General features: G+C 73.4%; 15 protein-coding genes. 10 read left to right on the plus strand and 5 right to left on the minus strand.

All coding sequences use genetic code 11. The features are described 5' to 3' along the window. Nucleotides 1-205: 205 nt before the first annotated feature. Genes P3T41_RS10725 through P3T41_RS10755 form a run of 7 tightly spaced genes read left to right on the plus strand, consistent with a single transcriptional unit; the run spans nucleotide 206 to nucleotide 10,514 of the window. Nucleotides 206-1,135 (plus strand): isocitrate lyase/phosphoenolpyruvate mutase family protein, encoded by a 930-nt coding sequence (locus tag P3T41_RS10725; RefSeq protein ID WP_280689432.1) that lies wholly within the window; start codon nucleotides 206-208, stop codon nucleotides 1,133-1,135. Next, nucleotides 1,132-2,298 carry a phosphonopyruvate decarboxylase gene (gene aepY, locus P3T41_RS10730; protein WP_280689433.1) on the plus strand — a complete coding sequence of 389 codons (1,167 nt, stop codon included), beginning with the start codon at nucleotides 1,132-1,134 and terminating at the stop codon, nucleotides 2,296-2,298. The genes P3T41_RS10725 and aepY overlap by 4 nt, the downstream gene beginning before the upstream one ends. Next, complete coding sequence (locus tag P3T41_RS10735) at nucleotides 2,295-4,538, plus strand: FAD/NAD(P)-binding protein (RefSeq protein ID WP_280689434.1); 2,244 nt, start codon at nucleotides 2,295-2,297, stop codon at nucleotides 4,536-4,538. Before aepY ends, P3T41_RS10735 begins: the two co-directional genes overlap by 4 nt. Beyond that, entirely contained in the window at nucleotides 4,535-5,893 is a 1,359-nt protein-coding gene (locus P3T41_RS10740) for a DUF6002 family protein (protein WP_280689436.1), read from the plus strand. Before P3T41_RS10735 ends, P3T41_RS10740 begins: the two co-directional genes overlap by 4 nt. After that, nucleotides 5,890-6,990 carry a saccharopine dehydrogenase NADP-binding domain-containing protein gene (locus P3T41_RS10745; RefSeq protein WP_280689437.1) on the plus strand — a complete coding sequence of 367 codons (1,101 nt, stop codon included), beginning with the start codon at nucleotides 5,890-5,892 and terminating at the stop codon, nucleotides 6,988-6,990. Before P3T41_RS10740 ends, P3T41_RS10745 begins: the two co-directional genes overlap by 4 nt. After that, nucleotides 6,980-9,094: a molybdopterin-dependent oxidoreductase gene (locus P3T41_RS10750; RefSeq protein ID WP_280689438.1), complete on the plus strand. Its 2,115-nt coding sequence runs from the start codon at nucleotides 6,980-6,982 to the stop codon at nucleotides 9,092-9,094. Before P3T41_RS10745 ends, P3T41_RS10750 begins: the two co-directional genes overlap by 11 nt. Nucleotides 9,095-9,101: 7 nt before the next feature. After that, nucleotides 9,102-10,514, plus strand: a complete 1,413-nt coding sequence (locus P3T41_RS10755) for an MFS transporter (RefSeq protein ID WP_280689439.1) — start codon at nucleotides 9,102-9,104, stop codon at nucleotides 10,512-10,514. Nucleotides 10,515-10,579: 65 nt separating this feature from the next. Here the strand turns inward: P3T41_RS10755 and P3T41_RS10760 are convergent, their stop codons facing one another. The 3 genes from P3T41_RS10760 to P3T41_RS10770 all read right to left on the minus strand — a co-directional run bounded on the left by P3T41_RS10760 (nucleotide 10,580) and on the right by P3T41_RS10770 (nucleotide 12,986). After that, nucleotides 10,580-10,903: a hypothetical protein gene (locus tag P3T41_RS10760; protein WP_280689440.1), complete on the minus strand. Its 324-nt coding sequence runs from the start codon at nucleotides 10,901-10,903 to the stop codon at nucleotides 10,580-10,582. A gap of 125 nt (nucleotides 10,904-11,028) precedes the next feature. After that, nucleotides 11,029-11,958: a hypothetical protein gene (locus P3T41_RS10765; protein ID WP_280689441.1), complete on the minus strand. Its 930-nt coding sequence runs from the start codon at nucleotides 11,956-11,958 to the stop codon at nucleotides 11,029-11,031. A 287-nt stretch (nucleotides 11,959-12,245) separates the two neighbouring features. After that, nucleotides 12,246-12,986, minus strand: a complete 741-nt coding sequence (locus P3T41_RS10770; protein WP_280689442.1) for an AfsR/SARP family transcriptional regulator — start codon at nucleotides 12,984-12,986, stop codon at nucleotides 12,246-12,248. A gap of 522 nt (nucleotides 12,987-13,508) precedes the next feature. On the opposite strand from P3T41_RS10770, the gene P3T41_RS10775 reads away from it, so the two are divergent. Continuing rightward, complete coding sequence (locus P3T41_RS10775; RefSeq protein WP_280689443.1) at nucleotides 13,509-15,836, plus strand: tetratricopeptide repeat protein; 2,328 nt, start codon at nucleotides 13,509-13,511, stop codon at nucleotides 15,834-15,836. 38 nt (nucleotides 15,837-15,874) lie between these two features. Here P3T41_RS10775 and P3T41_RS10780 read toward each other — a convergent pair whose 3' ends face one another. Together P3T41_RS10780 and lysS are read right to left on the minus strand one after the other, a co-directional pair. Next, the gene (locus P3T41_RS10780) at nucleotides 15,875-16,378 is read right to left on the minus strand and encodes a hypothetical protein (RefSeq protein ID WP_280689444.1); all 504 of its coding nucleotides are present in this window, start codon (nucleotides 16,376-16,378) and stop codon (nucleotides 15,875-15,877) included. Between the two features lie 596 nt (nucleotides 16,379-16,974). Next, nucleotides 16,975-18,639 (minus strand): lysine--tRNA ligase, encoded by a 1,665-nt coding sequence (lysS, locus tag P3T41_RS10785; RefSeq protein ID WP_280689445.1) that lies wholly within the window; start codon nucleotides 18,637-18,639, stop codon nucleotides 16,975-16,977. A gap of 247 nt (nucleotides 18,640-18,886) precedes the next feature. On the opposite strand from lysS, the gene P3T41_RS10790 reads away from it, so the two are divergent. Together P3T41_RS10790 and P3T41_RS10795 are read left to right on the plus strand one after the other, a co-directional pair. Further along, nucleotides 18,887-19,750, plus strand: a complete 864-nt coding sequence (locus P3T41_RS10790) for a PIG-L family deacetylase (protein ID WP_280689446.1) — start codon at nucleotides 18,887-18,889, stop codon at nucleotides 19,748-19,750. 148 nt (nucleotides 19,751-19,898) lie between these two features. Next, nucleotides 19,899-20,336, plus strand: coding sequence for a cytidine deaminase (locus P3T41_RS10795; RefSeq protein ID WP_280689447.1), 438 nt, complete (start codon nucleotides 19,899-19,901; stop codon nucleotides 20,334-20,336). Nucleotides 20,337-20,402: the final 66 nt, after the last annotated feature.

Raw genomic sequence — 20,402 nt, forward strand, 5'->3', positions numbered from 1 at the left:
GGTGTGCAACGAACGCGTTGACGCGAACAGACGGCGGCGGGAAGGATCCGAATACCGGTGCGGCTCCGGGGGGGCGATCCGCAGGTCGATCTGACGCTCGGTCAGAACTCTTGCTGCGCTGGTGACTTCACCACATCGGCTGTCGCGTGTGCGATGCGCGGCGTGGAAAGGAATGGGCGTTTTGAGATCTCACCAGCTCCCAGGAATGGCGTCCGCCGAGCGTGCGGCGGGGGTCGGAGCGAGTGGCGCCGCGGCGCTGCGGGACCTGCTCGAGCGCCCCGGTCCGGTGCGGGCCGCCGGCGCGCACAATCCGTTGGGCGCCCGGCTCGCCGAGCGCGCGGGCTTCGACGCGGTCTGGTCCAGCGGCCTGGAGATCTCCGCCTCGCAGGGACTGCCGGACGCCGACATCCTCACCATGAGCGAACTGCTCGCGGTGGCACAGTCGATGGCCGTGAGCGTCGGCGTGCCGGTGATCGCCGACTGCGACGCGGGCTACGGGAACGCGAGCAACGTGATGCACATGGTCCGTCGCTACGAGGCCGCCGGCATCGCCGCGGTCTGCGTCGAGGACAAGTGCTACCCGAAGGTGAACAGCTTCATCCCGGGACGTCAGGAGCTGGTCGCCGCCGAGGAGTTCTGCGGCAAGGTCGCCGCGGCGAAGAGCGCGCAGACCCGGGACGAGCTGGTGGTGATCGCCCGGCTGGAGGCCCTGGTGGCCGGTTGGGACCTCGACGAGGCGCTGCGCCGTGGCGAGGCCTACGCCGAGGCCGGCGCGGACATGGTGCTGATCCACGCCAAGGGCGACTCGCCGCAGCCGGTCCTCGACTTCCTCAAGCTGTGGCGGATGCCGCAGCCGGTCGCGGTGGTGCCGACCACCTACCACACGGTCACCGCCGACGAGCTGTCCGCGGCCGGCGCCAAGCTGGTCATCTACGCCAACCACGGCCTGCGCGCGTCGATCACGGCGGTCTCCGAGGCCTTCGACACCATCCTGCGCGAGGGGCGCACCACCGGGATCGAGGACCGGATCACGCCGCTGAGCACCGTCTTCGACCTTCAGGGCATGGGGCAGTTCCTGGAGGCCGAGCAGCGCTTCGTGCACCGCAAGGCACAGCCCGAAAGCGCGACGCGATGAGCGGGTCGACGCTCGCCGAACCCCTCACGCCCGCCGCCCCCGCCGCGCCCCTGGAGGCCGGCGCGGTCGCGCGGACGCTGATCGAGGCGGGCTACGGGCCGTTCTACGGCGTCCCCTGCTCGTTCCTCGGGCCGCTGATCAGCGTCCTGGGGGAGCGGCACCCGGGGCTGTACCAGGCCGCCGGCAACGAGGGCGAGGCGGTGGCGCTGGCCGCCGGGGCGCGGCTGGCCGGCCGGCTGCCCGTGGTGATCCTGCAGAACTCCGGGCTCGGCAACGCGGTGAACCCGCTCACCTCGCTCTGCCACACGCTGCGCACCCCGGCGCTGCTGCTGGTCACCTGGCGCGGTCGGCCCGGGCAGCCGGACGAGCCGCAGCACCAGCTGATGGGGCGGATCACCCCGGAACTGCTGACGGCGATGGAGATCCGCTGGGAGCTCTTCCCGACCGACCCCGGGCAGCTGGCCGCCGCGCTGGGGCGGGCGAGCGACCATATGCGCGAGACCGGGCTGCCGTTCGCCTTCGTCGTCCCGAAGGGGACCCTGGCGCCGTACGCCCGGCCTGCCGAAGCCACCGCCCCGGCGGACGCGCTCGGCGCCCTGGCGCTGCGCAGCGAGGCGATCGCCGCGGTGGTGCAGGCGTCCGATCCGGACACGCTGCTGGTCGCGACCACCGGGAAGACCGCGCGCGAGCTGGAGCGGGACTGGGACCGGGCCGGCAACCTCTACGTGGTCGGCTCGATGGGCTGTGCCTCCAGCATCGGGCTGGGCGTCGCGCTGAACGCTCCCGAGCGCTTCGTCACCGTGATCGACGGTGACGGCGCCGTGCTGATGCGGATGGAGGCGATGGCGACGATCGGCCGCAGCGCCGCCGCCCGGTTCACCCACGTGGTGCTGGACAACGAGTCCTACGAGTCGACCGGCGGCCAGCCCACGCAGTCCGCCGGGGTGGACTTCGCGCTGATCGCCGCCGCCTGCGGCTACCGCAGCCAGGAACAGGTCGAGGACCTCGCCGAGTTGGGCGCGGCGGTGCGCCGGGCCCAGGCGACGCCCGGTCCGCACTTCGTGCGGGTCCGGATCAGGGCGGGCTCCGACCCGGCGCTGGGCCGCCCGGCGCTCGCGCCCTCCGAGGTCGCCGCCCGCTTCGGCCGGGTGGCGCGCACGTGACGGACGAATCGAATCCGGGCCGCCCGGAGGCGTTCCGGCTCGCGGTGGTGGGCGGTGGGCCACGGTCGACCTACGCGCTGGAGCGGCTCGCCGCGACCGTCGGGCGGTTGGCCGGCCGCCGGCTGGCCGTCCATGTCTACGAGCTCGGCGGCGAGTTCGGCGCGGGGCAGGTGCACAGTGTCAACCAACCGCAGACCAGCTACCTCAACCGGGCCGGCTCGCAGGTCGCCTTCGCGGCCGACCCCACGGTGGCGGGCGCGGAGCGCATCCGGCCCGCGCAGGAGCGGCCGACCCTGTACGAGTGGTGCCGCCGGCGGTTCGAGGCGACCGGCGACCCGGCCTTCGACCTGGCGCCGGCGGACTCGCCGAAGCGGCGTCAACACGGCTTGGCGCTGCGGGAGATGTTCGACCGTTATGTCGCCGAGCTGCGCCGGGTGCCCGGCGTCACCGTCGCGCTGCACGCCGAGGAGGTGACCGACCTGGTGCCCGCCGCCGATGGCCGGTTGGACGTGGTCTCGACCTCCGGTGTGCACTGTACGGCCGATCAGGTGCTCCTGGTCACCGGGCACTCCAGCAACGACTGCGCGGGTGAGCCCGGGCCCGAGGCCTATCGCGCGTTCGCCCGGCGCACCGGCGCCGGCTACGTGCCGAGCGCCTACCCGCTGCAACAGCGCCTGCCGCCGCAGGCGTTGGTCCCGGGGGCCACGGTCGGCTGCGCGGGGCTCGGCCTGACCGCGATCGACCAGATCCTCTACCTGACCGAGGGGCGCGGTGGGCGCTTCCTGCCCGACGGCGACCGGCTGCGCTACCAGGCCTGCGGTGCGGAGCCGGCGACGGTGTACGCGTTCAGCGCGAGCGGGGTCTTCCCGTACACCCGACCGCTGAGCCGCAAGGACCGCCCGCACCAGGGACGGTTCCTGACCAGGGAGGCGATCGACCGGCTGCGCGCGGCGGCCGGCCTGCCGGCGGGGGAGGGCGAGCGTCCGCGGCTGGACTTCGAGGCGCAGGTGCTGCCGCTGATCGTCCTGGAGATGGCGTACGTGCACTACCGCACGCTGTTCGGGCCGACGGTCGGCGACCTGATCGCCGCGAGTGTCCAGGAGGAGTACGAACGCTTCCTCGGCGGGCTGAGCGAACCCGGCACGGTCGAGCGGCTGTTGCCGGGCGCCGACGCGGTGGCCGACCTGGTCGGCCGGCTGCTGCGCGAGGTGCTGGCCGGGCGGCTGTCGGGGACCGAGGCCGCGCGCGCCGTGCCCGGCTGGGACGCCGCGGGCTCGCTGACCCACTGGCTGAGCGTGGTGTTCGGGCCGGAGCCGGCCGGCTGGTCGGTCCGTGACGCCGACCGGCGCTCGCCGGTGGCGCTGCCGCCGGGCTCCCCCTGGCGGTTGGAGACCGATCCGACGCTCAACCGGTTCGACTGGCAGACGCTGCTGCAGCCCCTGCGGACCCGGCCGGGGGGCACCCCGGAGGAGTTCAGGGCGGCGTACCTGGACTTCCTGGACCGCGATCTGAGGTGGGCGAACCACGGCAGCCTGGACAACCCGTTCAAGGCGGGCGTCGACTGCGTCTGGCGTGACCTGCGGTTCGTCATCAGCCACGCGGTGGACGGCGGCGGGCTGAGCGCCGACTCGCACCGCCGGTTCCTGGACGAGCACCGCCGCGCCCAGAACAAGCTCTCCGGCGGCGCCGCACCCGTGGTGATGGCGAAGATCCGGGCGCTCATCGAGCATGGTGTGCTGGACGTCTCGGCCGGGCCGCGGGCCACCGTGCTGCTCGACGAGGAGCGCGGGCGGTTCGTCCTGCACGGCCGGGAGAGCGGGTTGCGGGCGCCGCTCGACGTGCTGCTCGACGGCCGGGTGCACCCCTTCGACGCGGCGCGCGACCTCCGACCGCTCTACCGCAACCTGGTGCGGCGGCGGCTGGTCCGGCTCTGGCGCAACAGCACGCCGGGCCACCGGGACTTCGTGCCCGGTTTCCTGGATCTCGACCGGCTGTCCCGGCCGATCGGCCACGACGGCAGGCCCGTCGAGTCCGTCACGGTGCTCGGCCCGGCCGCCGCCGCCCGCGGCACGTACCAGTTCTCGGCGCTGCGTCCGCACCACAACGACGTCGTGATGCGCGAGCTCGTGGGGTGGCTGGACGGCTTCTGGGCCGCCTTCGACGGCCGGTCCACCAGCCCCGGGCCGGTGACCCCGCAGACATCCCATGGCCAGACCCGACGACCAGCGAGGCTTGCGTGAACAGCATCGACAACGCCCTGGCGCACTACTACGACGTCCTCAAGCGCGCCATGAACGGCTACCAGCAGTCGGCGGAGTTCGTCCCCGCCGAGCAGTTCCTGCCCGCCTTCGACCTGCCCGAACTCGACACGACCATGGAGAAGTTCCTCCAACCCTCGGTCATCGGCGTCGCCGAACTCGGCGCCTACGGCGACTGCTCGCTGCACCTGCTGAACCTGATGGGCAACCCCGGGACGCGGACCACCAAGACGTTCGGCTCGATGATCAACGTCGCGCGCGCGGTCCACCACATCAGGACCACCGGCGAGCGGGTCGTCATCATCACGCCCTCGTCGGGGAACAAGGCGACCGCGCTGCGCAGCGCCGTCGAGCGGGCGGTCACGGTGGGCCTGGTGCGCGACACCGAGTTGCAGATCGCCACGGCGGTCCCCGAGGCGTCGCGCCACAAGCTCTGGTCCTCCGCGATGAGCGAGGACCCGCGGCTGCGGGAGCTCAACCCGATGGCGGTGCTGCCGTGCGAGGTCCCGGTGCACGTCAAGCTCATGATCGCCGAGTTCATGTCCCAGCACAGCGAGGAGTTCCACACCCGCTACGGGGTGCGGCTGTGGCACACCCTCGAACTGCGCAACTACATGGTGGCCGACATGGTCCGGGCGCTGGCCGAGCACGACCTGATGCCCGACAGCGGTCGCGGCCGGGTCCACGCGCACGCGGTGTCCAGCGCGCTCGGCCTGCTCGGGCTGGAGTTCGGCCACCGCGAACTCGCCAAGCTCGGCGTCGACCTGCCGGCCCTCCAGCTGATGCTGGTTCAGCACCTGGGCACGCCGGACATGGTGCTCGGCCTCTACCACGACTCCTTCGACCCGGACCTGGTGCCGGCCTACCGGCGGCGCGAGCCGGACGGACTCTACGTCCAGGACGAGGACCCGCACTTCCCCGCGGTCACCTTCGACCCCGCCGAGCACCTGGACGCGACCTTCTACTCCAGGACGCCGGTCACCTCGCCGCGGATCAACACCATCATCCGGGAGAACGGCGGCGCCGGGATCGTCGTCTCGCTCTACGAGTGCCTCCAGCGCTACAACGAGGTCCGCGACCTGATCGCGGTGGCCGGGGGCGTGACGCTGCCGGCCGATCCGCGCAGGCTGCGCGAGTGGAGCCTGGTGATGGCGGTGACCGGGGTGCTCAACGGGATCGACCGGGGGTTGATCGGCGACCGCGACGTGCTCATCCACGCGTCCGGCAGCTACGGCGACGACGACTACACCGCGCTCAGCCCCGCGCACAGCGTCCCGGTCCAGGGCGTCGACGACTTCTACCAGGCGGTGCGCCGCGCGGTGGAGGCCGGCCGGTGACGGTTGTGCCACCGGACGCGCCGCTGCGGACGGCGGTGGTGATCGGCAGCGGCGCGCTGGCACGGAGCACGGTGTACGCGCTGGCCGACACCGATCCCGGGCCCACCGCCGTCCATCTGGTCGCCCGATCCCTCGACCGGCTCAGCACCATGGCCCATGTGGCGACCTGCCGGGCGGCGTTGCTCGGCTCGGCGGTCCGCTTCACCGCGCACCGGCTGGACGCGGACCGGCCCGGCGAGACGCTGGCGGCGCTGGTCGGCGCGGTCGGCGCCGATCTGGTGCTCAACTGTGCCTCCACCCACTCCCCTTCGGAGGTCCACGAGCGCCCGTCCGGCTGGACCGAACTGGTCAGGGCCGGCGGCATCGCGCTGGCCTTCCCGTTCCACGCGAGCTTCGCGGCGCGACTGTCCGACGCCGTCGCCCGGGCGGGCGGGCCCGGCACGCTGTTCCTGAACGCGGCGCTGCCCGACGCCGTCAACCCGGTGCTGGCGGCGCTCGGCGGCCCGATCCACTGCGGAGTCGGCAACATCGCCACCGTGGCCGCCTCGCTGGCCGGCGCCACGGCGCCGGAGCGACTGCGGGTGCTCGGGCACCACCACCACCTGTCGACGCCCGAGCACCCGCAGGACGAGGCGCGGGTCTGGATCGACGGCGCCGAGGCCACCGACGTCACCGAGCGTCTCGCGCCCATGCGGGCCTGCGACCGGCGGATGCTCCACGCGCTGACCGGGCACACCGCCGCGCTGCTGGTGCGCGACCTGCTGCGCGAACGCGCGGTCAGCACGCACGTGCCAGGGCCGCTCGGCCTGCCCGGCGGGTATCCCGTGCGGCTCGCCGACGGGCGGATCACCCTCGACCTGCCGCCCGGAGTCGACGAGGCGGCCGCGCTCGACCTCCAGGCGCGGTGGGGCCGCCGGGACGGGGTGGCCGTCGACCGCGACGGGTACGCCGAGTTCTCCGACCGGGTCCGCGAAGCCGCCGAACGGCACCTGAAGCTTCCCCGGACCGTGGCGCCCGATCAAGTCGCCGACCTCGCCGCGGAGTTGGAACCGGTGCGGGCCCGGCTGCGGATGGCGGCGGCCTGCCGTGAGCGCTGACCGACCCGCCGGCCGCGACCTCCCGCTGGTGCGGACGCCCGGCGCCTGCCCGCTGGACTGCCCGGACGGGTGCAGCTGGACGGTGACCGTCCAGGACGGCGTCGCCGTACGGCTGGAGGGCCGCCGGGACCACCCCTTCACGCACGGCACGCTCTGCGTCAAGGTCAACCAGTACCTGGAGCACACCGCCGCGCCGGACCGGCTGCGCCATCCCCTGCGCCGGGTCGGACCCAAGGGTGCGGGCCGCTTCGAACGCATCAGCTGGGACCAGGCGCTGGACGAGCTGGCCCAGCGGCTGGACGAGATCCGCAGCACCTGGGGCGGCGAGGCGATCTGGCCCTACTGGGGCACCGGCAGCCTCGGCCACCTCCAGGGCATGCGCGGCCCGGCCGGCCAGCGGTTGTGGAACGTGCTCGGCGCCTCCGAGCACCAGATGACCATCTGCTCGGTCGCCGGCACCGAAGGCGTCACGTTCGCCACCGGCACGAAGCAGGGCATCGACCCGGAGTCGCTCGCGCACGCCCGGCTGATCCTGCTCTGGGGCGTGAACACCCTCACCACCGGACACCACCTCTGGCGCTTCATCAAGGAGGCGCAGCAGCACGGCGCCCACGTCGTCGCGATCGATCCGGTGCTGAGCCGAACCGCCAAGCAGGCCGACGAGCACTGCGCCCCGATCCCGGGCACCGACGGCGCCCTGGCGCTCGGACTGCTGCACGTCGTCCTCGACCTCGGGCTGGAGGACCGCGACTACCTCGCCGACCACACGGTCGGCTGGCCCGAGTTCCGCCGGCGCATCCTGGAGTTCCCGCCGGCCCGTGCCGCCGCCGTCACCGGGGTGCCCGAACGGCAGATCGTCGAGCTCGGCGAGCGGCTCGCCCGCACCCGACCGACCGCGATCCGGGCCGGCATGGGCATGCAGCGGCACGCGGGCGGCGGCGCCGCACTGCGCCTGCTGGCCTGCCTGCCCGGGGTGACCGGGGACTGGCGGTACCTGGGCGGGGGCCTGTCCTACTCGACCGGCGGCTCCTTCGGCGGCGACCTCGCCGCGCTGCGTCGCGACGACCTGCGCCGGGCGCCGGTCCGCGCCCTGGCGATGACCCGGCTCGCCGAAGGCCTGCTCGAACGCGCCGACCCGCCCGTCCGATGCCTCTTCGTCTACGGGGCGAATCCGGCGGCCAGCGCCCCGAACCAGGCCGGGGTGCTGCGCGGTCTGGCCCGCGAGGACCTGTTCACGGTGGTGGTCGACCAGTTCCCGACCGACACCGTCGACTACGCGGACCTGGTGCTGCCCACCACCATGCAGACCGAGCACCTGGACCTGCACACCGGCTACGGCCACCTCTACCTCGGCTGGAACGAGCCGGCCGTGGCACCGCCGGGGGAGTGCCTGCCGGCCACCGAGATCTTCCGGCGGCTGGCCCGGCGGATGGGGCTGACCGAGCCGAGCCTGTTCGACTCGGACGAGGAGCTGGCGCGCCAACTCCTCGCCGGTGGGCACCCGTCGCTGGCCGGCATCACCGTCGAACGGCTGCGCGCCGAGGGGTGGGTGCGGCTCGATCACCCGGCGGACCAGGTGCTGTTCCAGGACGGCTTCCCGACCCCGTCAGGCCGGCTCGAGTTCGTCTCCGCGGCCGCCGAGGCGGCGGGCCTGGACCGGGTGGCCGGCTACACCCCCGCGCGGGAGGTGGCCGACCCCGGCCTGGCCCGGCGCTTTCCGCTGGTCCTGGTCTCGGCCGCGTCCCACTACTTCATGAACACGATCTTCGCCAACCGGCCCGGCCTGGCCAAGCGGGCGGGGCCGCCGAGCGTGGCCGTGCACCCCGAGGACGCGGCCCGCCGCGGCCTGGTCGACGGGCAGCGGGCGCGGGTGTTCAACGACCGCGGTTCGTTCGCCGCCGTGGTGGAGATCAGCGACGCGGTGCGGCCCGGGGTGGCCGCGACGACCAAAGGGCACTGGTCCAAGCTGACCGGCGGGGCGGGCGTGAACGCCACGGTCGCCGAGCGCGACGCCGACCTGGGGCGGGGCGCCGTCTACCAGGACAACCGGGTGGACATCGAGGCTGCGGACACCCCGCGCACGACGCAGCGTGAGGAAGGCTGAACAGCTCATGACCGCAAGCTCGTTGGACCGGCAGGAGGGTGCACCGGCCACCCTGCCGGCTGCCCGGCCCCGGACCGGCACCGTCGTGCTGGCCTGCTGCCTCGGTTTCTTCCTGATCAACCTGGACGCCACCATCGTGAACGTGGCGCTGCCGGACATCGGCCTGCGGCTGCACGCGGGCCTGTCCGGTCTGCAGTGGGTGGTGGCCGGGTACACGCTGGCCTTCGCCGGGCTGCTGCTCTCGGCCGGTGCGGTCTCCGACCGGATCGGCGCCACCCGGCTGTTCGGCTACGGGCTGCTGGCCTTCTCGATCGCCTCGGCGGCCTGCGGGTTCGCGCCCGACACGGTGGTCCTGGTCCTCGCCCGGGTGGCGCAGGGCGCGGCGGCCGCGGCGGTGCTGCCCGCCTCGCTGGCGCTGCTGCGGCAGTCGCTGGCGGACCCGGCCGCCCGGGCCAAGGCGATCGCGGTCTGGGCGGCGGGCGGTGGCGCGGCGGTCGCGGCCGGTCCGGTGGCCGGCGGGTTCCTGACGGCGTGGCTCGGCTGGCGGGCCATCTTCTTCGTCAACGTGCCGTTCGGCCTGCTGGCCATGCTGGGCGTCGCCCGGGCCGCCCGGTCGGTGCCGCGGCGCTCCTCGATCGACCCGGCCGGCCAGCTCGCCGCGATCATCGCGCTCACCGGGTTCACCTTCGCCGTGATCGAGATCGCGCCCAAGGGCCTGGGCTCGCCCGTGGTGCTCGTCCCGCTGCTCGTCTCGATCGTCGCCGTGCTCTGGTTCCTGCGGGCCGAATCGACCGGTGCCGCCCCCATGGTGAACCTGCGCGAGGTCAGGTCGCCGGTCTTCGCCTCCTGCCTCGCCACCGGATTCGCGCTGAACTTCGCCTACTACGGGATCATGTTCGTCTTCTCGCTCATCTTCCAGCAGGAGCGCGGCTGGTCGCCGATCAGGACCGGCCTCTCGTTCCTGCCGCTGACGATCTTCGTGCTGGCCTCGAACATCCTCTCCGGCAGGCTCACCCGGCTGATCGGCCCGCGCTATCCGATGGCGGGCGCCCAAGCCCTCGAAGCCGTCGGGTTCCTGGGCGTCCTGCTGGTCGGCTCGCACGGGCCGACCTGGCTGCTGCTGCTCGCGATGGTGCCGATCGGCATCGGCGGCGGCCTCGCCTCGCCGCCGATGATGACGGCGCTGCTCGAAGCGGTCTCGGCCGAACGAGCCGGCGTGGTCTCGGGATTGCTGAGCTCCTGCCGGCAGGCCGGCGGTGTCCTCGGCGTCACGGTCTTCGGTCTGCTGATCTCGGCCACCGGGTTCGGCATGGCCACCGGCCTGCGGGTGGCGGCGGGGACGGCGGCCCTGCTGCTGGGCGCGACGGCGGTGGCGTCGTTGCGCTCCATCCACAACGGGCGCGCGCCGACCGCGCCATGACCGGGTGCCGGGGCCGGGTGGCGGCGCCGGGACAGGTCACGGCGCGGGTCGGGGTGCCACGGGTGTCACGGGTGGCCGGGACGGGCGGTGCGGATCCAGCGGATCACCACCGTGACGAGCTCGCTGTCGAGTTTGGACAGCCGCCGCAGCGCCGCGACGTCGCCGACCTCCAACGGCACGTCGGCGTCGGCCAGCGCTGCGGCGAGCTCGGCCCAGCGGATGGCGTTGGCGTCCACCAGCAGCGTGTCGGTCTGCGCCGAAGGGCTCGGCGACGTGCTGGGGGAGGGATGGGGCGAGGGGGAGGGCTGCGGCTGGGCGGGCGGCGGCAGGCGCAGCGGCCACCGCTCGCGGGGGTCGGGGCGCTGGCCGGTGTCGGCAGGTCGGGTCACGTGCTGTGCAACGTCCAGCGGGCCCGGACGGGCACGGCGCTCGCCATCCCGTTCCGCCGCGCCCGCCTTCGCGCGCCCGCGCCCACGCACCGTCAGCTGACGGTGCGTGGGCGCGAGCCGGGCCGTCAGTGCAAGAAGTGCAGGCAGAGCGTGTAGGAGTCCGCGCCCTGGTGCTGGTAGTAGCCGTCCGAGTCCTGGTAGCTCCGGCAGTTGTCGTCCGGGTTGCCGGAGCCGCTCACCTTGCCGACCACCCGGGCATCGGCCGACGGATCCGAACAGGGGAGCACCTCGACGTCCGGATGGTCGTCCGTGCTGCCGGCGACCGTGGCGCTGGCCCGGTTGTGCACGCAGTCGCCGACGGCCGCGGAGTCCGGGCTCTTCGGGGTCGGCCAGAGCAGCAGGCCGATGGCCAGCAGCGGGACCAGGAAACCGAGCACGGCCGGGCGCCCGAAGACCGGGCGACCCGGATTCATCGGCTGCCGGGGAGCACCGGGCAGCGGCGGCGCCAGCTTGTTGATCTTGGCGCGCTGCGGCAGGTTGATCAGCATGGTGATCGGGTTGATGATCGCCGAGGCGATGCCCCACCAGCCCTGCCACAGGCTCTTCGCGGTCATCGACCGGTGCGAGGCGATGCCGCAGTCGCGGCAGAACGGACCCCGGAGCTTGAGGAAGCGCATGATCACCAGGAACCCCTGGTGGCCGCGAATGGTGGCCTCCACGGCCGGGACCGAGCCGCAGAAACGGCAGCTGAGCCCGCCCTGGGCCTGCGGGTTGCCCGTCGGCCAGGCCTGCGGACCCGGCTGCGGCGGCATCCCGCCGTAGCCGTACGGAGCTTGGGCACCGGGCGGCGGGGCGTAGGCCTGCGCGGGCGGCGGGGCGTAGGCCTGCGGGGCGGGCACCGGCGCGCCCATCGGAGCGCCGTAGCCGCCGGCCGGAGCGGGGTACCCGTCCGCCGGCGGTCCGTACCCGCCCGGCGGCGGCCCGAAGGCGGCGGGCGGCGGCCCCGCGGGAGTCGGCGGCGACTGCAGCCCGTGCGAGGGCGGCGGAGTGGACAAGGTGGATCCCCCGTGGTGAGTGAACGTCAACTGTGGCCGCGCTGCGCAGCCGAAGCCGCGACCCTATCGACAGCGCGAGGTCGGGCCAAAACCGGTTTCGGCGATATCGGCCGCCGACGACGAAGCGATTTCCAATCGTGACCGAACCGTCACGCCGTGCTCGCGGGCTCCCTGCTCAGCCGGGTTGCGGCTCGAGAGGTAAGCCATCGGTAAGGGGCTCACGCCACGCTGCTCGGGTCGGGCAGCGGGAGGAAGGATGAACATGCACGGAGCCAGGGGTTGCCCGCCTACAGGGCGCGGGCCAGCATCCGGTCGTGCAGGCGTTGGAGCGCCGGACCCGGTTCCACGCCCACCTCGCGCACCAGCAGGCGGCGGGTGCTGCGGAAGGCCGCCAGCGCCTCGGGCGTCCGGTTGTCCAGGTGCAGAGCGAGCATCAGCCGCTCGTGGACCCGCTCGTCCAACGGGTGCTCACGGCACAGCTGATCGAGCTCGGGGAGCAGGTCCGCCTGCCGGCCGAGCCGGAGTCCCGCGTCGGTCCGGTCGAGCTGCACCGTCAGGTGCCGTTGCCGCAGGGGCTCGTGCCAGGCATCGCGCAACGTCATCGAGGGCACGTCCTCCAGCGGCGCGCCGCGCCACAGCCCGGTGGCTTCCGACAGCAGCCGGTACGCCTGCGCCCAGGCGCCTCGCGCGAGCGCCGCTCGGCCGTCCTGGGCGGCGGTTTCGAACCGGTGCAGGTCCAGCTCGTGCGGGCCGACCTCGAAGCGGTAGCCCGGCGGCCGGGTGACCAGCCGGGCGGCGATCGACGGGCCGAGCTGAAGGCGCAGCCGGCAGAGCCCGGTGTGCAGGGCCCCACGGGCGCCCTGCGGCGCGCGGCGGTCCCAGACCGCGTCCACCAGGGCGTCGAAGGAGACGGTGGCGCCGGCCCGGAGCAGCAGCGCCGCCAGCAGATTTCGTTGCCGGTCGCCGGTGATGACCACCTCGCGTCCGTCCTCGCACGCCGACAACGGACCGAGTATCCCCAGTTGCATGTCAGTTCCTCGGATCACCAAAACAGTTGGGAGCCCCATCCTCGAACTGGACCGGTCTGTGCCTCCATGACGTTGGGTTGACGTTTTCCTGGTGCTTGCGACCCTGTCCGCGGTTATGGTGCCCGCAGGCGAGTCGGCATCCAGGGAGAGCACGTGGCTGACACTGTCTTCGGAGCCCTGCTCCGGGAGAGCCGCCTTCGGGCGGGACTGACGCAGGACGCGCTGGCGGACCGGTCCGGGGTGTCCGTGCACTCGATCAGCGTGCTGGAGAGCGGACGTCGACGCCCGCGGCTCTCGTCGGTGGCCCGGCTGGCGGCAGCTCTGGAACTCGATCCGGAGGACCGCCGCCGAATACTCGCGGCTGCCCGAACATCTGACTCGACGACACTGGATGGTGACACAGCGGCAGCTGATGGCGCCAGCCCGTCAGCGGCGCCGAGCCGCATCCGGAGTCGATGTCAACTTCCGGCTGACACTAGGCTGTTCACCGGTCGCTCGCGGGAACTCGACGAACTGCTCGCGGTGGCCGCAGCGGCACCCGCCGGCAGCGCGGCGGGCATGGTGGTGGTCTCCGCGATCGACGGGATGGGTGGCGTGGGCAAGTCCGCCCTGGCCGTCCGCGCCGCCCACCGCCTGCGTGCCCAGTTCCCGGACGGGCAGCTCTTCGTCGACCTGCACGGCCACACGCCCGGGCGCCCACCGCTCACCGCCGCCGACGCCCTGGGCTGGTTGCTGCGCTCCCTGGACGTGCCGCCGCAGCAGATCCCGCAGGACCTGGGCGAGTGCGCCGCGTTCTACCGCGACCGGCTCGCCGACACCCGCACGCTGATCGTCCTGGACAACGCCGCGACCACCGCCCAGGTCCGTCCCCTGCTGCCCGGCACGCCCGGTTGCCTGGTCCTGATCACCAGTCGCAGCCGCCTCACCGGACTGGACGACGCGCACCTGCTGGCCCTGGACGTCCTCTCCGGGCCCGAAGCCGTCATGCTGCTGCACGAGGCCGCCGGCCCCGGCCGCATCCCGGCCGACCACCCCGCGATCGCCGAACTGGTCGCCCTGTGCGGCAACCTGCCACTGGCGATCCGCATCACCGCCGCCCGGCTGCGCCACCATCGCGCCCTGCGCCTGGAGGACCTGGTCGCGCAACTGGGCGACGAGCACCACCGCCTGGACCACCTCGCCGACGAGGACCGCAGTCTGGCCGCCGTCTTCGCCACCTCCGTCGCCGATCTGCCCTGGGCCGAACGGCAGTTGTTCGTCCTCCTCGGCCAGGTCCCGGGAGCGGACTTCGACGCCTACGCCGCCGCCAACCTGATCGGCGGCGACCACCGCACGGCCGAACGCCTGTTGGAGTCCCTGCTGCAGCACAGCCTGCTCACCCAGCGCACTCCCGGCCGCTACCGCTTCCACGACCTCGTCGGACTGTACGCGCGGGCGCTGAGCGACCAGCAGAGCGGGCGGGCGGACGACCGCGAGGCCGCGCTGGAACGTCCGGCCGCACTGGAACGTCTGGGGGACTACTACCGCCACACCGCCGAGCAGGCCGACCGCCACCTTGCCCGCCGCACCCGCGGCGGCGGCGCACCGGCGACCGGCACCGAACCCGCCGTGGCACCCCGGCTGCCCGATCGCGACGCCGCGCTGCGCTGGATGCGCGCCGAGCGGGACAACCTGATCGCCCAGGCCGCCGACGCCCGGCACCCGCGGGCGATCGCCATCACCGCCGCCCTGGCCGCCGTCCTCCTGATGGACGGCCCGTGGACCCGGGCCGCGGCCCTGCACCAGGCCGCGGCGACGGCCGCCCACGAGCTGGGCGACCTCGCGGGCAAGGCCGGCGCCCTGTGCGATCTGGGCCGCATCCGGCACGCGACCGGCGACTACCGGGCCTCGGGCGACTTCTACGACCGGGCACTGGCCATCTACCAGGACCTCGGCGACCGTGCGGGGGAGGCGGTCGGCCTGCACGAGCTGGGCCGGATCCGGCTCCTCACCGGGGACCTGCTGGCCGCGGGCGACCTGCACGAGCGGGCGCTGGCGATCTTCCAGGACCTCGGCGACCGCCTGGGAGAAGCACGCACGCTCTGCGACCTGGGCCGCGTACGGCATTCGCTCGGCGACTCGCCCGCCGCCGTCCAGCTGACCGTGCGTGTCCTGACGATCTATCAGGAGCTCGGCGACCGCCGAGGCGAGGCCGGAGCGTTGCACGACCTGGCCTACATCCTGGACGAGACCGGCGACTTCACGGGCGCCGCCGACCCGTACCAGCGCTCCCTGGCGATCTACCAGGATCTGGGCAGCGGCCAGGGCCGCGCCAACGCCCTGCGCGGTCTGGGCCGGGTCCGGCACGCGACCGGGGACCTGCTGGCCGCGGCCGAGCTGCACGAGCAGGCGCTGGCGATCTGCCAGGAGATCGGCAGCCGCCAGGGCGAGGCGGACTCGCTGCGCTGCCTGGGCCGGGTCCGGCACGCGACCGGCGAGGTCACCGCCGCCGCGGCGCTCTACCGGCGAGCCCTGGCGATCTACCAGGACATCGGCAGCCGCCTCGGCGAGACCCTGCTGCGCATCGACCTGGCCGCGCTGGTCGCCGACACCGAAGGCCCGCACGAAGCCCGGGCGCTCTACCGGCAGGCCCGGCACCTGGCCCGCGAGACCCGCAACCCCCGTGAGGAGGCCCGGGCGCTGGAAGGCGCCGCCCGTTGCGCGCAGTCGCTGGGCGACCTGGCCGGAGCGCTGGCCGACCTGCGCCGGGCCACCGCCTGCTACCGACGCATCGGCGCCCCCGAAGCCCACGCGGTGGCGGCCCGCCTCAGCGCCCTGGAAGGCACGGAGTCGCCGGGGACGGCCAGTTGACGACCGTGCACGGCTGCCCGGGCGGTCGTCAGCGGGCGTCACCCCCGAGCGAGGTGGCGGCGGGTGGTGCGGACCACCTCGTGCCAGAACGGCGCGGCGGTCAGGTAGACGCCGAGCCCGGCCAGCAGGCCGATCGAGACGTCGACGCTCACTCGCCCCTGCTTGGCCCAGTAGACGTCCTGTAGGTCCAGCAGCAGGGCGAACTCGTCGCTGATCAGCGCCGCGCCCATGCCGTAGACCGCCGCGACGGCGGGGTGACCGACCGCCTGCCGGTCGCCGCGGACCGCGACCAGCCCGACCGTCGCCAGCGCCGCGATGCCGATGTTGTAGTGGTGCAGGTGCTTGCCACCGGCCGAGATGTTCCCCCAGGGCAGCCAGCCGCCCCTGATCCCGTGCGTGATGACCCGGACGGTGCCGAAGGTCGCCCCGAACGAGGCCCAGGTCACCACCAGCGAGCGTTTGGTCGGGGTCAGGTGGCGGTCGGCCGCCTGCCGCCACTCCTCCAGCAGCTTGAGCGCCTCGCCTGCTTGGCCGGTTCCCATCACACACCTCCGCCGACGGCGTCCGGGATCACCCCGCCGGCTCAACGCTAGGCCGAGCCGGGCCCCGCCGCAGCGCAGGGCCTCGGCAGGCCAGGCACGCGCGCACGCGACGCGCGGGCGATGATCGCGGCCCTCCCCGCGCCGGCGCCGTGCGAATTGCCGCCCACCGCGGCCTGCGCGGACTCGCTCCCGCCGGCCCCACCGACCGCCCCGCAGTCGAGCTCCCTGGCCGACAACCGGTGTGACGAGGTGTCAGTCGCGAGAGCCGCCGGTGACGGAGCGCACCACCAGGCTCGGGGCGGGTCGCGGTGGTCCCGTTCAGCGGAGATCGTCCACCCCTGTACGACCGGGCCGACCGGCCCGGCCGTGCAGGGGTGGACACTCAGCACTGGGGCCGGCGGCCGTGATTGGCCTTGTGCCGGCAGCGTGCCTTCTTCTTGCGACGACGCTTCGATGACATGGCCACTCCTCTCGTAGAGATGGTCTGTTCACCCTCTCTCCAAGGTTGCACACCGGGCCCTGGGCGGCGCGCCGTCCAGCACGGACCGGCGGCGGGGGCGGCGGGGAAGCCCATCGGCCCCGCCGCCGCACCGGCCTCAGGCCACGGTCAGCAGCGTCCGGATCCGCTCCGCGCCCAGCGCCAGCAGCAGGGTGGGCAGCCGCGGACCGGTGTCCCGGCCCACCAGCAGCTCGTAGAGCAGGACGAAAAGCTCCCGCTGCGCCGCCTTCAGCTCCGGGGTCGCCGGGGTGTCCAGGGGCAGACCGGCCTGCTGCTTGGGCACGCCGTAGACCAGGGTGGTCAGGCCGGGCACGGACCAGTGCTCGTCGAGACCGTCGAGCAGCAGCTTGATGGCCTCCCGCTGCTGCGGCGCCAGCTGCTCCAGTCGCTCGCGGTCCGGCGCCGTGCGCACCTGGGTGCGTTCCCCGGCGGGGACGTAACCGTTCACCCAGGCCTGCGCGCGGTCCAGCCGCGGCCGAGCCTCGTCGAGATCGGCCAGCGGCTCCTCGATGGTGAAGTCCCGCAGGATCCGCAGGGTCTGCTCGGGGTCACCCGTCGTGATGTCCGCGACCGACGCCAGCGTGCGGAACGGCAGCGGGCGCGAGGTCGCGGGCAGCGTCCGGGAGGCCGTACGCAGGCAGCGCTCGCGCACCGCGATCTCGGTCGGCTCGGCCGTCCCGGCGGCCACCTTGCGGCCCAGGGCGTCCCACTCGTCGTACAGGCGCAGGATCTCCTGGTCGAACGCGACGGTGATCGACTGCCGGGGCTGGCGCCGGCCGTACACCCAGCGCATCAGCGGTGCTTCGAGGATCTGCAGGGCATCGGTCGGCGTCGGCGCGCCGCCCGCCGAGCCGGACATCTTCGCCATCCCGCTGATGCCGACGAAGCTGTAGCCGAGGAAGGCCGGCGGGTGGCCCTCGAAGATCTCGCGCACCACCTGGGAACCGACGGTGAACGAGGAGCCGGGCGAGGAGTGGTCGACGCCGCCGGCCTCGAAGGTGACGCCCTCGTAGGCCCAGCGCATCGGCCAGTCGACCTTCCACACCAGCTTCCCGCCGTCGGCGCCGGCCAGCTCGAAACCGTCCTGGTGACCGCACTCGCAGCGGTAGCGGATCGCGCTGGTCACCTCGTCGAAGGAGTCGATCGCGGTGGTGTCCCGGCCGCAGGCCGCGCAGTACGGCTTGTACGGGTAGTAGCCGCTGCCCGCGACCTCCTCCTCGCCGTCCTCGTCCGGCGCCTGCGCGTCCTCGGGCTTCTTCGCGGTGCGGTAGCGGCCGAGGACGGCGTCGATCTTCTCCCGGTTCCGCATGGCGTGCAGGATCTGCTCGCGGTAGGCACCCGAGGTGTACATCTGCGTCTGGCTGATCTCGGTGACCTCGACCCCGAGCTCGGCGAGCGCGGCCCGGAACGGGACCTTGAAGTGCTCCGCCCAGCTCTCGTGCTCGCCGCACGGGTCCGGCACCGCCGACAGCGGGCGTCCGATGTGCTCGGCGAACGAGGCCGGCAGGCCGGCCGGCACCTTGCGCAGCCGGTCGTAGTCGTCCCACGACAGGATGTGCCGGCAGTCCAGCCCGCGGCGGCGCAGCTCGTCCGCGACGAAGTGCGGGACCATGATCTCGCGCAGGTTGCCCAGGTGGATCGGCCCGGACGGGCTGATCCCCGACGCGCACACCAGCGGCCCGGCAGAGCCCCGGCGTTTCGCCTCGGCGATCACCTGGTCCGCTGCCGCGACCACCCAATCGCCTTGCTTCACGCCTGCCACGCCTTGCCTCCTGTCATACGGTTCACCCAGTTGATCACCGGAAGGATACAGCCAGGCGGCTTGCCACCGCGCTGCCTCTGACCTCGGGCGGCGCCGAGCACCGAGCCGTACGGAGAGCTGACGGCTGGTCAGTTCCACGACGCCGTCCAGGCGGATGCCGGACGAGTTCGGTGGCCCTGTGGGCGGCCGCCTGCCGCGGTGCCGCAGACTGGGGCCGATCGCTCGACCGACCAGAGGATGGATTTCGATGGCTGACCGGCCCTTGACGCTGATGGCAGTGCACGCCCACCCGGACGACGAGGCGACGGGAACGGGGGGTGTCCTCGGGCGTTACGCGGCGGAGGGCATCCGCACGGTGCTCGTCACGTGTACCGACGGTGGCTGCGGCGACGGTCCGGGCGGCATCAAGCCCGGCGACCCCGGCCATGATGCCGCCGCCGTCGCCGCGATGCGTCGAAGTGAGCTCGAGGCGAGCTGCGAAGTCCTCGGCGTCAGCCACCTCGAGCTGCTCGGGTACGCCGACTCCGGAATGATGGGCTGGCCCGCCAACGACGCGCCCGGATCGTTCTGGAGCACCCCCGTGGACGAGGCGGCCGCTCGCCTGGCCGAGCTGATGCTGCGCTACCAGCCCGACGTGGTGGTGACCTACGACGAGAACGGGTTCTACGGTCACCCCGATCACATCCAGGCGAACCGGATCACGATGGCGGCGCTGGCGCTCACCGGGCTGGCGCAGAAGGTGTACTGGACGACGGCGCCGCGTTCGATGATGCAGAAGTTCGGCGAGATCATGCGCGAGTTCGGCGCGGACTGGGAGGAGCCGGCTCCGTCCGGGGACTCCTCCGGGGGCTCTGAGGGCTCCGGGGACAGTGCGGTGCCCGACATCGGGCTGCCCGACGAGGAGATCACCACGTGGGTGGACACCACGGAGTTCGGCGGTCACAAGTTCGACGCCCTGGCCGCACACGCCAGCCAGAGTGAGAACATCTTCTTCCTGCGGATGGGCAAGGAGCGGTTCACCGAGCTGATGGGCGTGGAGACGTTCGTCCGGGTCCACGACAGCACCGGCGCCGCCCTGCCGGAGGACGACCTCTTCGCCGGCCTGCGCTGAGCTCGGGCTACTGGTTCGAGGGGCCCGGATCGGGGAGCGGACCGCGGCGCGGGAGGTGAGCGCCGCGGTCTCCGTCGGTTTCACGGAAGGAACCACACCGCGGGGAAGGCCCGGGACGGGCCGTCCAGCACGTACGAAGGCAGGGAAGATGACCGCACAGACCCACCACGTCGACCACGAACTCATCGAGGCCGCGGCCCACGTCGCCCGCACCCGCTGCCGGGGCGACAACCACACCATGGCCGCCGCGGCCCGCGCCCAGGACGGCCGGATCGTCACGGCGGTGAACGCCTACCACTTCACCGGAGGCCCCTGCGCCGAGCTGGTCCTCATCGGCGCGGCAGCCGCCCAAGGCGTCTACGAGCTGGACACGATCGTCGCCGTGGGCGACCGCGACCGCGGCGTCGTCCCCCCGTGCGGCCGGTGCCGCCAGGCCCTCCTCGACTACTTCCCGGCCCTCAAGGTCATCGTCGGCGCCGGCGACCGCCTCCGGACCGTCTCCATCACCGACCTGCTCCCCGAGAGCTACGTCTGGGCCGACCACCAGCTCGACGCCGAGCAGAGCGCGCCGCTCGGCGCGAGCTGACAGCGCTGATGAGGAACCGTGAAATCGGCCAGCGCTGCTTCCTACCCGCGTGCCCGTAACCTGCTG

Origin of the sequence: Kitasatospora sp. GAS204B (assembly GCF_029892155.1) — a bacterium.
GTDB lineage: Bacteria > Actinomycetota > Actinomycetes > Streptomycetales > Streptomycetaceae > Kitasatospora.